Genomic DNA, 15,626 nt, shown 5'->3' with positions numbered 1-15,626 from the left:
TCACGTCCAACATAACTCTTGTCAAAACGTAATCATTACGATATGATAATACTCATTGTTCAAATGATAATGATTACGATTAAGAGAGGGGCATTACCTTGAATAAAAAGACGCCACTGTTAGCGCTGGTCTCCTTGGCCTTGAGCGCTGGACTGTTGAGCGCCTGCGGATCATCTGAGTCCAGTCCCGCTGCGCAACCATCCACGGATAATAAAAATGTTCACTTCCTATATAACTTCTCCACCAGTTCACTAGATCCACATGTGGATTCCAGCTACGTGCCGCTGCGTGCGGGCATTACAGAGACTTTGGTGCGTCTCGATGAGGAGAATCTGACAGTGGCTCCATGGCTCGCCGAGAGCTGGGAGAGCGAAGACGGACAGCACTGGACGATCGACTTGCGAGATGATGTGACCTTCCAGAACGGCAAGCCAATGACGGGCGAATCCGTTAAGGCATCCCTTGAACGTGCACTGGAAGAGAATGTAGCCATCCAGAACGCGCTGAAGATCGATACAATTGAAGCCGAGGGCGACAAGCTGGAGATCACCACAACGCAGCCGTTCCCGGAGTTCGCTTCGGAACTGGTGAACCCCAACACGGCGATCATCGACGTAAGTGAGCCGGACGTTGTGAAAAAGCCGATTGGTACGGGCCCGTTCAAACTGACTTCTTTTACCCCAGGCAGCAAGCTGGAATTGGATCGATATGATGAATACTGGGACGGAGCATCGCCACTGGATTCCATCACGTTCTCATTCAATGAAGATGCCAATGCCCGCACACTTGCACTCAAATCTGGACAGGTAGATATCGTATACCGCCCAGAAGTGGAGAGTCTCGAATCGCTCAAAGCGATAGATGGCATGACGGTTGAGTCTACATCGACGTTCCGCGTGCATCAGCTAACGATGAACATGCAGCGGGAAAGTATGAAGGACCTCAATGTTCGTCGTGCGCTGGATGCGCTGATTGACCGTCAGGGTATCGTGGACACGATCCTGCTTGGTTACGGTGAAGGAGCCATCGGACCGTTCCTGCCATCGTTGCCGTTCGCGCCAACCTATACGGATACCACAACGGAATCCGGAGCTGATGTCGCTGTAAAATTTCTTGGCGAAGCGGGATATACACTGCAAAACGGCGTGATGACAAAGGACGGTAAACCGTTGCAGCTAACCTTGCTGACGTATTCGTCTCGTGCCGATCTGCCGCTGATCGCCCAAGTGTTCCAGTCGGATGCGAAGAAAATTGGTATCGATGTACAGATTCGCCAGATCGACACACCGGAAGATTACATGGCGTCCAACCGCGACTGGGATATTGCAACGTACAGTAATTTGACCGCTCCTCGTGGGGATGCTGGTTATTATCTGAATGCTACGTACCATCCCAAGGGTGCTCTTAACTTCAGCGGATCGGAAGACCCGGAACTGACCAAAATCATCGACGAACTGAATCTCACGGTTGCACCGGAAAAGCGCGCAGAGCTTGCCGAGAAGGCAGCCAACTACGTGCATGATAATGTGCTGAATTCCTTCGTGCTGCATCCGGGTACGATCGTTGCCTATAACGGCAAGAAGATCAAGAACTGGGTTACCACTCGCAGTGAGTATTACATGATTACCAATAAGCTGGATGTGATGTAATGTTTCGCATTTTGCTTCGCAAGTTCCTTGAGGTATTTATTTTTCTGTTGTTCATTATGTTTGTGAGCTTTCTGTTCATTCGTTTGGCGCCGGGTGATCCGGTGCTGACGATCCTGAACGTGGATGAACTGTCCGTCAGTCAGGAGCAGGTCGAAGCTGTACGTGAGGAGATGGGCTTCAACGATTCCCTTCCTGTCCAGTTTGGCAACTGGTTGCTCGATTTTGTTCGTCTCGACTTCGGCGTGTCGTATTCGACAGGCCAGCCCGTCATGCAGACTCTGATGCGTGCACTGCCAGCTACGGCTGAACTGACGATTGGCGCGCTGCTGGTCATGCTCGTGATAGCTATCCCGCTCGGCTCGCTATCAGCGCTCCATCGTGGCAGTTGGATTGACCGCGGTAGCCGCATGCTCTCTATTGTGGGTGCGGCGGTGCCGAGCTTCTGGCTGGGTCTGATCCTGATCGACATGTTCGGCGTACGCTTTGGCAATCTGCCGACCATGGGCCGGGATGGATTCACATCGCTTATTCTGCCATCTCTGACGCTGGGACTTGCCATCTCCAGCGTTTATGTGCGTCTTTTGCGTTCCAGCCTGCTAGATTCACTAAGTCAGGAGTTCGTTCGGTCCGCCCGGGCAAGAGGGGTATCCGAAGGTCGGATCTTCATGCTTCACGCGTTTCGGCACAGTCTGCCGCCTGTGATTACGGTATTTGGCGTCAGTCTTGGCAGCCTAATTGGCGGAGTTGTCGTGATTGAAGTATTGTTCGCTTATCCGGGGATCGGCAAGCTCGTCGTTGACGCTATCCGCCAGCGTGATTATCCACTGATTCAGGGTTATATCCTGATCATGGCTGTCGTGGTATTCCTCGTGAATACGGCGGTTGACCTGTCTTATCGTTATTTGAATCCTGAAATGAAACTCAAGGAAAAGGAGGCCCACTGATGAAAACCATACCCCTGCCCATTCCAACGACAAAATCTAAAAAACATAGCTGGCAGGCGATCATCGGTCTGTTATTTGCACTGCTGGTCATCGGGGCATCCTTATATGCCTTTTTATACTTAAAACATGACCATACGTTAACCGATCTGCGTGGACGATTGCAGGGGGCAAGTGCTCTCCATCCGTTCGGCACCGACCATCTGGGACGTGATGTTATGACACGTCTGTTGCTTGGCGGCGGCCAAACGCTGGGTTATAGCTTACTGGCACTTGGTGCTGCACTGCTGATCGGTATTCCGTTTGGCTTGATCGCAGGTTACAAACGCGGCTGGGTCGATAAGCTGTTCATGCGGATCGCGGATGCCTTTCTTGCCTTTCCCGATACCATCGTGGCGATTGTGCTCAGTGGTCTGCTAGGGGCCGGAATCGGCAATCTGGTGTTGGCGATCGTGATCGTGAAGTGGGTTAGTTATGCACGTCTCGTTCGGAGTACGGTTTTATCGGAGTCCCAGAAGGATTACATTCGCATCGCCCGCACCAATGGACTTTCGGACGGTCGTATCATGAGAAAACATCTGCTTCCACATATCGCAGGGCATGTGCTCGTGCTGGCCAGTCTTGATCTGGGCAAAATCATCCTGCTCATCTCATCACTGTCTTACATTGGCCTAGGTGCACAACCGCCAACACCTGAATGGGGAGCGATGCTGAATGACTCACGGCCTTACTTCCAGTCTCGGCCGGAGCTGATGATCTACCCGGGTCTTGCCATTGTCTCGGTAGTCCTGCTTGCCAACATGCTGGGCGACTATCTGCGAGACCGCTTTGATGTGAAAAAGGAGGTGCAGCCATGATTCTCTCCATTGAGGAACTGAGCATCTCTAGCCGGGATCGGACTATTGTAGATCGAGTCTCTCTGGCCGTTCGCGAAGGTGAATTCATGGCACTCGTTGGACAGAGCGGTAGCGGCAAAAGCTTGCTCTCACAAGCGATTGGTCGTCTGCTACCGCCCAACCTGCATGCGTCGGGGCGAGTCATGTTCGAAGGCAGCAACCTGCTCGAACGGAAGCCAAAGGAGATGCGCGCCCTGCGGGGAAGCCGCATCTCGTATATTTTTCAAGACTATCAAGGAGCGTTTACGCCATTTCGCAGCATTGGCGGACACTTCGATGAATACCAGAAGGTTCATGGGGAGAAGTCTTCTGCCATACGTAAGAAACGGGCGGAGGAAGCATTGGAATCGGTTGGCCTTGGCGCTGAATTACTGCGCCGCTACCCATTCCAATTGAGCGGTGGACAGCTTCAGCGGGCCTCCATTGCCACATCGCTAATGCTCTCTCCTCGTCTGCTGATCGCAGATGAAGCGACAACGGCGCTGGACAGTGTATCCGGGCATCGCGTGTTGGAGTTGCTGGCACGCAAGCAAGCAGAGACGGGCTGTGCAATTCTGTTTATCACGCACGACTGGCGCCATGTACGCCGCTATGCCAGCCGTTTGGCTGTTATGAAGGAAGGGCAGATCGTCGAATCGGGTGGCAAGCATCGCATTCTTGACCATCCCCAGCATGAGTACACACGCCAACTGATCGAGGCAGCTCCCGTTCTGAGTCGCTCGCTGAAGTCTGGATTGAAGGAGGTGGGAACGGAATGAAGACGACTGCAAATGAAGAAAGCCATGGAGTCGCCCAGTCCGACGAATCCAATGTGAGAGTTCATGACCGTGCTAAAGGCGCAAACCATACAGAGATAGACAATGCAGTTACAGACCATGTGGTCATAGATACTATAGATACAGATCAGGCAGTCATAAATGCTACAGATTCAGATCATGCGGATACAGATACCGTTATAGATAACGCCGTTGCAAAGACTGCTTCCTCTCCCAGCATCCTAAATCATCCCGTGCTTCAGGTGGAACATCTCAGCCGAACGTATGCAGGTGCAGACCGACCAGCTGTGCATGATATTTCCTTCACCCTGAACCGTGGCGAGTGTCTTGGCCTAGTTGGTGAGAGCGGCTGTGGCAAGAGTACGCTCGCCCGCTGTCTGCTGCGGATCGAAGATGCAGATACTGGCTCGATTACACTGGGCGGACAGGATATCGCGCGGCTGAGCGGCCGACGGTTGCGACCTCATCGGCGAAAGATTCAGATTGTATTTCAGAACCCAATGGCTGCACTGAATCCAAAGCTCAAGATATCCGACTCGCTAATCGATCCTTACGAACAGCTTGGACGGGACGCAGAACTGTCCCACTTTACCTACACATCGAAGGAGGCTTACGTGCAAAAGCTGCTTGAAGCGGTCCAGCTTCCTCGCGATGTAGCTGGACGTTATCCGCACGAGCTAAGTGGTGGACAGCGTCAGCGGGTCACGATCGCACGTGCCATTGGCATTGAGCCGGACGTTGTCGTTCTGGATGAACCGACCGCCAGCCTGGACGTGATCTCGCAAGGTGCCGTTCTGCAGTTGCTCACCGACCTGCGGACATCGCTTGGTCTGTCATATGTGTTCATCTCGCATGATTTGGCCGCGGTACATCGGATGAGCCAACATATCATCGTCATGCGGGAAGGCCAGATCGTTGACCGCTTTGGCGCAGATGCGTTGTTCGCTGAAGAACGCCATCCGTATACAAAGGAACTGATTTCGATTTTCTGAGTACTCCCGGAAACGCCGGGGGTGGTAAGGGGTAATCTTTAATATAAAGCCGCCATGCGAAGATTCGTAAGCGGCTTTTGGTGCATCCCTTTTCACGAGTTAAGTAAGGCTATACAACATTTGATATGCCAAGTCCCACTAAAACCGGGCTCCTTTCTTTGTTTTGAACAAATATATCTTTCAGGCCTATAACCGGGCTAACGTTCCGATGTAAACTAGCGTATACTGATGGAATAGCAAATATCTTGAAATTGCATATTTAAATTGCTCTATATTATTGATACACTAGATCAAGGTTATAATCATTCAGAGAAGGTGCGACCCCGTTCAAGAATGGGCTTGCTGCAAATGCCAAATCGATAACGCTTACATCCTTTTGGCAAATATAGGATATAAGGACGGTAGACATGAGCCAGGGACAAACGAGTACAGATGTTATCTTGATTGGTGCCGGAATTATGAGTGCAACTTTGGGAACTTTGCTAAAAGAATTGGCACCAGACTGGAATATTAAGGTTTTCGAAAAGCTAGCCACTGCAGGAGAGGAAAGCTCCAACGAATGGAATAATGCCGGAACCGGGCATGCTGCATTGTGCGAACTTAACTATACCGTTGAACGACCAGACGGAACCGTAGATATTAGCAAAGCGATTAAAGTGAATGAACAATTTCAGATCTCAAAGCAATTTTGGTCCTATCTCGTCAATAGCCGTCTGATTCGTAATCCGCGGGACTTCATTATGCCGATTCCTCATTTGAGTTATGTACACGGAGAGAGCAACGTCCAGTTTCTAAAAAGACGTTATGACTCCTTATCGAATCACCCGCTGTTCGCAGGCATGGAATTCTCGGATGACAAGAAAGAGCTGGCGAAATGGATGCCGCTGATGATGAAAGATCGTACAAGTAATGAACCTGTTGCGGCGACCAAAATTGACTCCGGTACGGACGTTAACTTTGGTGCTTTAACGCGTATGCTAATCGGACACCTGAAGGAACAAAACGTGGCGATCCACTACCAACATAGCGTGAAGAATATGAAACGTACCAATGATGGACAATGGGAATTAACTGTGAAAAATCTGGAGAGCGGTGCAGTCGAACGCCATAAGGCGAAATTCGTATTTATTGGCGCAGGCGGCGGAAGTCTGCATCTGCTCCAGAAGACGGGCATTCCGGAAGGTAAGCATATCGGCGGATTCCCGGTCAGTGGTATCTTTATGGTGTGCAAAAATCCAAAAGTCGTGGAACAGCATCACGCCAAGGTATATGGCAAGGCTTCGGTAGGGGCTCCGCCAATGTCCGTTCCGCATCTGGACACTCGATTCATCGACAATAAGAAGTCGCTGCTATTTGGACCGTTTGCCGGATTCTCGCCGAAGTTCCTGAAGACAGGTTCCAATGCCGACTTAATCACGTCGGTTAAGATGCACAATCTGCTTACGATGCTCGCAGCAGGTGTCAAAGAAATCTCTTTGACCAAATATCTCATTCAACAACTCATGTTATCCAAAGAACAACGCATGGCAGAATTGCGTGACTTTGTTCCGGGTGCGAAGAGTGAGGATTGGGATATGGTTCTGGCAGGGCAGCGTGTACAGGTCATCAAGGATACCGTTCAAGGTGGCAAGGGTACGCTCCAATTCGGTACAGAAGTAGTCACATCTGCAGATGGAACAATCGCGGCTTTGCTGGGTGCATCACCGGGTGCATCGACTGCGGTTCAGGTCATGCTTGAGATTCTTCAGCGTTGCTTCCCGCAGCATATGGAGGCATGGGAGCCGAAGATCAAGGAAATGATTCCATCCTATGGCATCTCCCTTGTGGAGAATCTGGATCTTCTCAAAGAGGTTCATTCTTCAACTGCCAAGGCACTGGGATTATCGGATGAAAAACAAGCCCTGCATGTATAACATCTAGCTTATCGAGTTATATAATAATCAAGCGAAAGAAGAGCTAAACCGGGATGAAGCCCGTGCTTAGCTCTTTTTTCGTTTTATTTGATATGACTGAATTTGGAATTGAACCAGAACATGAATATGTCCTTCACTATCGCGTTCACCTTAGACATTACATGAAGCATACGGATACGGACTGTGCAGAATGCCTGTTGTAGCGTTACAGAACTATCTTATCATTCAGACTCCTGTGCTGCGATCCAAAGGGATGACAAAGGATACTTTCGTACCTTGGCCTGGTGAGCTGACGATGCTTAAGCCCTGTCCGTACATCTGAGTCAACCGGCGATGTGTATTGGTTAATCCGATCCCTCCAGTTCCCCCAGATCCTCTCTTAGGCCACGCAAGTGCGCGTTCAATCTGCTCGGGCTGCATCCCCACACCATCATCCTCAATCTCAATGAGGGTGGACGCTGTTTGGTTGATAATCCGGATATGCACGGTCCCACCCTCAACTTTGCTTAGAACGCCATGTCGTACTGCATTTTCAATGAGCGGTTGAATGGTGAGTGGCGGCAGCGAAAGATCAAGATCATCTGGAATATCCCAGATGACATTCAGCCGATCCATGAAACGTTCTTTCTCAATGTAGAGATAGGCACGGGAGAGATCCAACTCGTGCGTGACCTCAACCATTTTCTCCGAATTGACAAAATGAAAACTGGTCTGAAGATATTCGATAAACGTATCACCCAATCTCTGCATTCGCTCCGTGTCTATCTCACTAAGCACCATGATGGAATTGAGCGTATTAAAAAGAAAATGGGGCTGAATCTGTGCCTGTAAGTAGGCAGCTTCCATACGCAGTCGCTCATCGATGGATTGTTTCAGCACGATTAGTGATCCGATGCGATGCCTTAACTCAACGGCATCCACGGGTTTGGTAACATAGTCCGTTGCACCAGACATGAATCCGGCGTAAACATCCGCTGGTTCGTTACGAGCCGTCAACAACAGGATGGGTAGCTCTGATACCGAATAACGTTTGCGTACGTTCTCTGTCAGTTCATAACCCGACATATGGGGCATCATGACATCGGCAATCAGTAAGTCCCACGGCTCCTGATCCAGCAATTGGAGTGCTTCAAGGGCCGAGGCCGCAGGTTGAATATGATAGGGCTCATTCGCCAGCATGGAGATTAGCACTCGCAGGTTTACAGGATCATCATCAACGGCAAGAATGCGGGCGACAGTCTTGTCATGAGAATGGGACAAGGTCTGCTGCTGCGGCTCTGCAATCGCGATTTCGTCAAAGCTGTGAGCCTCCCATCGCTGTTCAGTCTGATCCGTTTGCGATGTGGTATCTTCCCGTGGAAGTGAGATTTGGAAGCTTGAACCTTGTCCAGGTACAGATTGCACGGTGAGCTGGCCGCCATGGAGTTCGATGAGTTGTCTGCTGATATTAAGACCGAGGCCGATTCCTCCACTTAAGCGAGCCTCCGGGGTTCCCTGTTCATAGGCCTCGAATATTCGCTGTTGTATCTCCTCACTTATGCCCACACCTGTATCCAGGACTTGAATTACAATGCTTTCTCCATGTTCCCGGACAGATACGGTAATCGTACCTTGATCGGTGAATTTGAGTGCATTATGCAACAAATTGTAGAGCACCTGAACAAGTCTTCTCTCATCGGCCTGGATAAGTGGCAGTTTATCTGGAATGTCCACCTCCATATGGACAGGCTTGCCCTCTGCCATGAATCGGAACATGCCGATTACGCCTGGAATGACAGATGCAAGAGACAAAGGTTTCTTCTGAAGCGTAATCCGCTTCTCCTTCAGGCGAATCACGTCAAGGAGATCATCAACCAGTTGGGACATGCGTCGGCCAATGGTAACCAACAGTTTCATGTCTTCTGCTTGCTGTCCGCCTGATTTACGCCGTTCACGGACCGCGATGCTTTCCGCAATATTGATGATGCCATGCAGCGGTGTACGCAGTTCATGAGCTGTATTCACAAGGAACTGATCTTTCTGTCGATCCTCCTCTTTGAGCTGTTCGTACAACTTCTCGATTTCGCTTGAATTACGGAAGTATTTTCGGAACCAATAGGCAGAGAAGCCGAATATGGCTGCAATCACATCAATGGGGTAATACACGTTGGTAATTTCATTACGCGAATTCACGATTCCCCACAATACGCTGGATAAGCTGCTGGTTGCCGCGAAGAGCAGAAAGCTTGCGTCACTTCGCTTCTCCGCTGCCATGCGGAAGAACAGGTACACAGACCAGCCAATGGCAAACAGGTACAGGAAATCAGATAGTCCAATTTTAAGGACATGGTAGATCAAGGTCACCGGTGCAATTAGCAAAAATACACAGTACACACCAAGCACGCTGGCGTAGATACGAAATAGTTTACGGCCTTGTAGACTATGGGAGAAACTTCGAGCCATCTGTACAAGAAAGAATGCGAACAATGGATAGGAGAACGCTTTGGCCTTAACGATCCAAGTGAAGTTGAGTGGAATCCAACTCAATAACAGATTGTCATGGTCAGAGGTGACCGTTAGGGCAGCTACTAGTGTTAGCATCGAGAACGTCAGCAGAGCTCGTTCCTTGCGGATAAACAGAAACATAATAAAGGCGTATAAGCTATGCAAGACCAGTATGGCAAACGTAATCTTTTGCAGATCGATAGATAATCCCCGTTCACTTCCAATGGCTTCTGGAGAGCCAAAATAGAGAGAGCGCGTGATCCCTCCGCTATATGGGTCATCAAAGTTAGCTGTCTGCACCAGGAGATTGATTTCGGAAGAACCGTCAAGCGCATAGGAAGTCGCAAATGCAGTCCTTTCTGGTCGGTAGGCTTCGGCATGGGTGGCAGGTTGACCAAATTCGGCAACAACGGTCCCGTTCATCTCGATAATGGATGAAGTCTGGATTTTCTGAGCCCAGAGAGAGACTTCCTTCACGGATGGATCTACAAGTATGCGAAGACGGTATGTTCCATATCCAAATGATGATGAGGATTGGGGTAACACATTCCGCCAGTCACCGGGAACTTGTATGGGTGCGGATGAGTAGTCTGCTACTTTAATATCACGATTAGAGATTAACGCATGGGGGTAAAATTCCCATTCTCCATCGAGGGATATGGGTGAAGCGTTGGCGATGTCCCAGCCTCGGAGGTCCAATACGCCTTTGGTGGGTTCAGGATGTTCGGGTATAGCGAAAGACTCGGACCATATCCAGCGAAAGCCAAGCAAAATAGTGAGAAATAGAATCGACAGCAATACATATCGGGGTATCTTTTTATAGGTTATAAGTTTCATGGCAGACTTTAGTTTTCGACAGTTTACTTCAAAATCCTGCATGCCCTTTGGTATTGAAGAACATTTTTTTTGAATACAGAACATAGATTCTATATTCAAATGATAGCGGTACCACATCAGGATTTATGGTAAAATTATAGATTAAAGGATGATCAGTGAGCCAGAGGAGTTGTGCATATGAGAGTGATTTTGGTAGATGATGAATATCTCGCTCTGAGCAGGTTGAACAAACTGTTGAAAGAGAGAGAGGATTGCGAAGTGATCGGCTCTTTTCTGACGGCACAAGAAGCTATCGATCAGATCGGAATTCATCTGCCGGAAATCGTCTTCATGGACGTACAGATGCCGGGGATGAACGGGATTGAGGCGACCGAACGGATTCATGAGGTTTCTCCTGGAACAGAGGTTATTTTTACAACAGCTTATAACGAACATGCATTGACGGCCTACGGGCTTGAAGTGCTGGACTATATCATGAAGCCTGTAACGCGTGACCGTTTGGAAAAAACGATGAAGATGTATCAACGCCGAATGGTGCCCGCAACTCTGAATACAGCAGAAGGGCCATCCATGGTCATCCGCTGTCTGGGAATGCTTCAGGTCCAACTGCACCCGAACGAGCCGCCCAAACTTATGAAGTTCAGAACAACCAAGATCAGAGAGTTATTTGCCTATTTGCTCCACCATCGGAACAAACCGATTAAACGGGATACGCTACTTGAGCTATTGTGGCCCGAGTTGGATGAGCGGAGAGGCATATCCAATCTGCATAGTGGCATCCATCGCTTACGCAGCATGATGAACGAATTCATGGGAGAAGACAAAATTTTTATTCGCTATCAGCAGTTCGGTTATCTTCTGGAGACAGGAGAATTCAGAATTGATGCGGAAGAATGGGAGAATCGGCTGCACCTAATGCCTTTATTATCTTCTTCCACAGTAGTCGAACATCGGCAGACCTCAGATCAGTATGAAGGCAAATATTATGGCGAGGACGATTACGTATGGGCCGAGCTGGAGCGTCAGCGGCTGCATGCACTTTGGCGTAACCACGCCATGCAGCTTGCACAATACTATATTGAGATGGGACAGCACACGGAAGCACTCACGTTATATCATCGGGTACAGCAATTCGAGCCATCATTGGAACAAGTTGGACTGGCGTTAATGAAGACTTATGATCAATTAGGTAATAAAGATCCCGTGATCGCACAATACAATCAGTTGGTTACTGCATTAGAACAAGAGGCGGGCCTCCGTCCTGGGTTGGAAGTGGAGTTGTGGTACCAGCAATGGAAACAATCAAATATGTAATTGAATATCAACAGCCTTGCAGCTTCATGTGCAGGGCTGTTTTTTGGTTGTGTTTGTTAGAGAAAGGTTTGGTAAGAGTTTGGTAAGAGGCTATGTGTAGAATGAAAACGATATGTGTCAGATAACAGCTGGGACGTAGAAGAAGCAGAATTGCGTTAATGTTTGCCCAGTAGATGACCAAAATATTCGAATCACATAGGAGGTTAAGTGAACTTGAAAGTATTTAAGGCTATAAAAATATCATTTTTGGCTTTTGTGGTCCTATTGTCAACCATATCGTCGCTGTTTGCTCCGGTAGCAAGCGCAGCTGATGGAAATATCTACGTATCGTCGACAGGAAGCGATATCGATGGCACGGGCACGGAAGAAGCGCCGGTGGCAACAATAGAAAAGGCACTTGAGAAGGTCGATGCTACAGGAACGATAATCCTGCAAACTAACATCATTCAGGAGTCCACATTGGCGATCTCTTCTGCCGGGAAGAATATGACAATAACCTCTGCTGAGGGCCATACTTACTCCATTATACGTGGTGAGAGTTTTGTTAATGGAAACTTGATTCAGATCAGTGGTGGGAATAGAGCGAATAGTGTAACTTTTGAGAAAATCATTATAGATGGCAATCACGTAAGCACCAACGGCCAGATATATGGAATCAGTAGTGCGGGCGGAACAGTGAATTTTAAAGAGGCTGAGATTAAAAATCACATCGTGAAAGCGAGCGCTAGTCAGCCTGCAACCGTTATATCCACTAGCGGGGGGAGTTCGATGGTTGTCATCCAAGAGGGCACCATCATTCATGACAACAAGGTATCGGGAAATGTAAAAGAGAACCCTCCTTCGGTACTAAGTGCTGGTTCAGGAGGCTCTCTGGTCATTGAGGATGGCCTGATTACGGATAATGAAATTTCAGATGGAAATGGAGTCATTATTGGGGTAGGACTATATCAAAGTCCTAACTTTAGGATGACCGGAGGCAAGATAACGGGCAACAAGCTGTTGGGAACCGAATTAAGCGAAGGTGAAACAATAGGGAATGTTGCTGTGTATATGCGGGGAAGTGCCGCCGATGCTCGTTTTGATTTCGGAGGAACAGCCTACGTCTACGATAATTTTAATACCGATGGGAACCAACGTAATGTGTACCTGAAGAATACGACAGCTACCGGTAGTGCTTATCTGACCTTGGTTGGTCCTATGCAATTGGGATCGAAGGTTGGCGTGTATGCCAAGATCATGCCTGATGAAAGTACGAATCCGGTGGTCGACATTGCGATAGGTCGGGCCCCGTATCAAGCAGTGGCAGAAGATTACACATTCTTTGTATCTGATATCAATACGACGGCAGCGGTTGCATATGATGATGTGGCCAATAAGGTTGTCTTGACTTACCGAATGCCGGTTAACTTGGACATTAGTGAACCTAATGAAGGGGATATTGTAGGTGCTCAGCCAACATTAAGCGGTACAGTTACAGTGGGTGCAACAGTAGTTGTAACACTTGTCAACCACCTGGATCCGACTAATTCCATTGTGGGCGAAGCAATTGTTCACGAGGATGGAAGTTGGGAATTTAAACCTTCTTCTCAAGTGATTGGCGGAGACTATACATTGAAAGTTACGGCGACTAAAAATGGCGTCTCTGTCGGACCAGTAGCAAGGGACATCGTTGTGGTGAATAAGTCAGTTTTACACAGCAAATATAATGATGTTATCGGTGAGACCCTAGAAGAGTCAGCCTATACGGAAGAGAGTTGGGTAGCACTCGATGATGCGATGAACGAAGCAGAGCGAGTATTGAATGATCCGACAGCGACCCAAACGCAGGTAGATCAGGCGCTTCAAGACTTGACTGATGCAAGAAACGGCCTAATCCCTACAACATCTGTACCCGTTGTAGATAAATCAGCTTTGCAAGCGAAAGTAATTGAAATTACAGATGAAAACCTGGAAGAGTCAGCCTATACGCCAGGCAGCTGGGTAGCACTCGATAATGCGATGAACGAAGCAGAGCGAGTGTTGAATGATCCAACGGCAACCCAAGCACAGATAGATCAGGCGCTTCAAGATCTAACTGATGCGAGAACGGGTCTGACCAAAGTGATTGGTAATGACACATCAACGCTGCAAACGTTGATCCCATCCACAGGAAGCTTGTCACCGGCTTTTGATCCGGCTAAAGACACGTACACCATCTCTGTGCCGAATAGTGTATATCAATTCCAGTTAACGCCAACGGCACTTGATCCACTTGCGAAGATTGAAATAGCGGTTGGAGATGGAGAATGGAACGAGGTTACAAGTGGTAGTGCCAGTGAGAATTTACCGCTTCAAGTTGGCGTAAATAGCATTGTTGTTAAAGTCACAGATTCACTTGGTCATGTTACGGAGTACAAAATCAACGTAAACAGAGCATCCAGTGACAATGGTAACAATGGTGGAGGCAATAATGGCGGTGGTGGTAATACGGGCGGCAACAGTGGAAGTACGCCAGCACCTACACCTGCGCCAGTACCAACGCCAACTCCGGCACCCGTGAAGGATAATCTGGAAACAACCCGGGATGGCAGTCATCAACCATTTGCTACATCCAAACCATCTGACAACAAAGAAACAATGGTTCAAGTTGATCCAGCCAAGCTGAAAGATGCTATGTCACAAGGCACAGGTCAGCAATTCGCCATTCATTCGCCGAATGATGGGGATATGAAGGTGGATGGATTAACCCTTGAAACACTGAAACAATTAGTAGATCAAGGTTCCAAACTAAACATCAGCAATCCGCTGGCAATCTATCCGGTACCTGGCGGTAAAATGGACTTGAATGGTGTATCTGGACAGCTTGGTAATGCAGCATTGAATGATATTGATGTCCATATCGATATCGCACGTTCATCGGATACGTTGATTGACAGCGCCGAAACGAGAGCCGCATCCCAAGGATACGAGCTACTTGTCACACCGGTTGATCTGGATCTCACCTTCTCAAAAGATGGACAAACGGTTCGATCCGGTCAGCTGAACGGCTATGCACCGAAGTATATTGCACTTCCGGAAGGGATCGATCCGAACCGGATTACAACAGGCGTAATCATCAACCCGGACGGTAGCATCTTCCATGTACCAACGGTTGTCACCAAGATCGATAGTCGTTACTATGCACTCATTAATGACTTGCGCAGTAGCGGAAGTTATTCAGTTATCTGGAATCCGCAGGATTTTGAAGATGCCAGATCCCATTGGGGCAAAATTGATGTGAACAACATCGCTGCGAGATTAGATCTGAAAGGTAACGGAGATAACACGTTCTCCCCGAACCGTCAGGTTACTCGTTCTGAGTTTGCCGAGATTGTAGTACTTGGACTGGGCTTAATGCGTCAGGATGCACCACAGAATCTATTCCCTGACGTTAACAATTCGGCATGGTTCCGCAATGCGGTATCCCTTGCGAATGAATTCGGTATCGTTCGCGGTTACGATAATGGAAACTTCTACGGTAATCAGGAAATCACACGTGAGCAGGGATTTGCCATGGTGGCTCGTGCTTATCGTCTGATTGAACCGGATGCGGCAATCAGCCCGAATCAGATGAACTCTGAACTGGAACGTTACAGTGATGCAGCGGATGTATCGAATTGGGCGAAAGAAGATGTAGCCCAGTTGATTGCAGCGGGAATCATCCAAGGGAACGGACCGGAAGTTCTGAGTCCGAAGACCACAATGACCCGTGCTGAGGTCACTGCATTGATTGCAAGAATGTTGAAAGTAACCAACTTGATTGATCAATAAACAATTTAAAATGAAAAGCCTTTGCTGACATTGGG

At 48.6% G+C, this 15,626-nt stretch carries 9 protein-coding genes; 8 read left to right on the top strand and 1 reads right to left on the bottom strand.

Annotated features, from left to right (window positions below; translation table 11 throughout):
• Window positions 1-98: 98 nt before the first annotated feature.
• The 6 genes from nikA (at window position 99) to MKY85_RS29495 (ending at window position 7,167) form a co-directional block, all read left to right on the top strand.
• Window positions 99-1,649: a nickel ABC transporter substrate-binding protein gene (gene nikA, locus MKY85_RS29520; RefSeq protein WP_342571471.1), complete on the top strand. Its 1,551-nt coding sequence runs from the start codon at window positions 99-101 to the stop codon at window positions 1,647-1,649.
• Window positions 1,649-2,593 carry a nickel ABC transporter permease gene (nikB, locus tag MKY85_RS29515; RefSeq protein WP_342571470.1) on the top strand — a complete coding sequence of 315 codons (945 nt, stop codon included), beginning with the start codon at window positions 1,649-1,651 and terminating at the stop codon, window positions 2,591-2,593. The genes nikA and nikB overlap by 1 nt, the downstream gene beginning before the upstream one ends.
• Window positions 2,593-3,447 (top strand): nickel transporter permease, encoded by an 855-nt coding sequence (nikC, locus tag MKY85_RS29510; protein WP_339258027.1) that lies wholly within the window; start codon window positions 2,593-2,595, stop codon window positions 3,445-3,447. Before nikB ends, nikC begins: the two co-directional genes overlap by 1 nt.
• Window positions 3,444-4,244: an ABC transporter ATP-binding protein gene (locus tag MKY85_RS29505; protein ID WP_342571469.1), complete on the top strand. Its 801-nt coding sequence runs from the start codon at window positions 3,444-3,446 to the stop codon at window positions 4,242-4,244. Before nikC ends, MKY85_RS29505 begins: the two co-directional genes overlap by 4 nt.
• Window positions 4,241-5,254, top strand: a complete 1,014-nt coding sequence (locus MKY85_RS29500) for a dipeptide/oligopeptide/nickel ABC transporter ATP-binding protein (protein ID WP_342571468.1) — start codon at window positions 4,241-4,243, stop codon at window positions 5,252-5,254. The genes MKY85_RS29505 and MKY85_RS29500 overlap by 4 nt, the downstream gene beginning before the upstream one ends.
• 407 nt (window positions 5,255-5,661) lie before the next feature.
• Window positions 5,662-7,167, top strand: coding sequence for a malate:quinone oxidoreductase (locus MKY85_RS29495; protein WP_339238815.1), 1,506 nt, complete (start codon window positions 5,662-5,664; stop codon window positions 7,165-7,167).
• A 225-nt stretch (window positions 7,168-7,392) separates the two neighbouring features.
• Here MKY85_RS29495 and MKY85_RS29490 read toward each other — a convergent pair whose 3' ends face one another.
• Window positions 7,393-10,488, bottom strand: a complete 3,096-nt coding sequence (locus MKY85_RS29490) for an ATP-binding protein (protein ID WP_342571467.1) — start codon at window positions 10,486-10,488, stop codon at window positions 7,393-7,395.
• Between the two features lie 177 nt (window positions 10,489-10,665).
• Here MKY85_RS29490 and MKY85_RS29485 point away from each other — a divergent pair, with 177 nt between their 5' ends.
• Complete coding sequence (locus tag MKY85_RS29485) at window positions 10,666-11,802, top strand: response regulator (RefSeq protein ID WP_339258021.1); 1,137 nt, start codon at window positions 10,666-10,668, stop codon at window positions 11,800-11,802.
• Between the two features lie 213 nt (window positions 11,803-12,015).
• Window positions 12,016-15,591, top strand: coding sequence for an S-layer homology domain-containing protein (locus MKY85_RS29480; protein ID WP_342571466.1), 3,576 nt, complete (start codon window positions 12,016-12,018; stop codon window positions 15,589-15,591).
• Window positions 15,592-15,626 lie beyond the last annotated feature (35 nt).

The sequence above is a fragment of the Paenibacillus sp. FSL R5-0749 genome (assembly GCF_038595085.1).
Classification (GTDB): Bacteria; Bacillota; Bacilli; order Paenibacillales; family Paenibacillaceae; genus Paenibacillus.
Note: the sequence above shows the minus strand (reverse complement) of the source record. Positions and strands in the feature narration are given on the sequence as shown.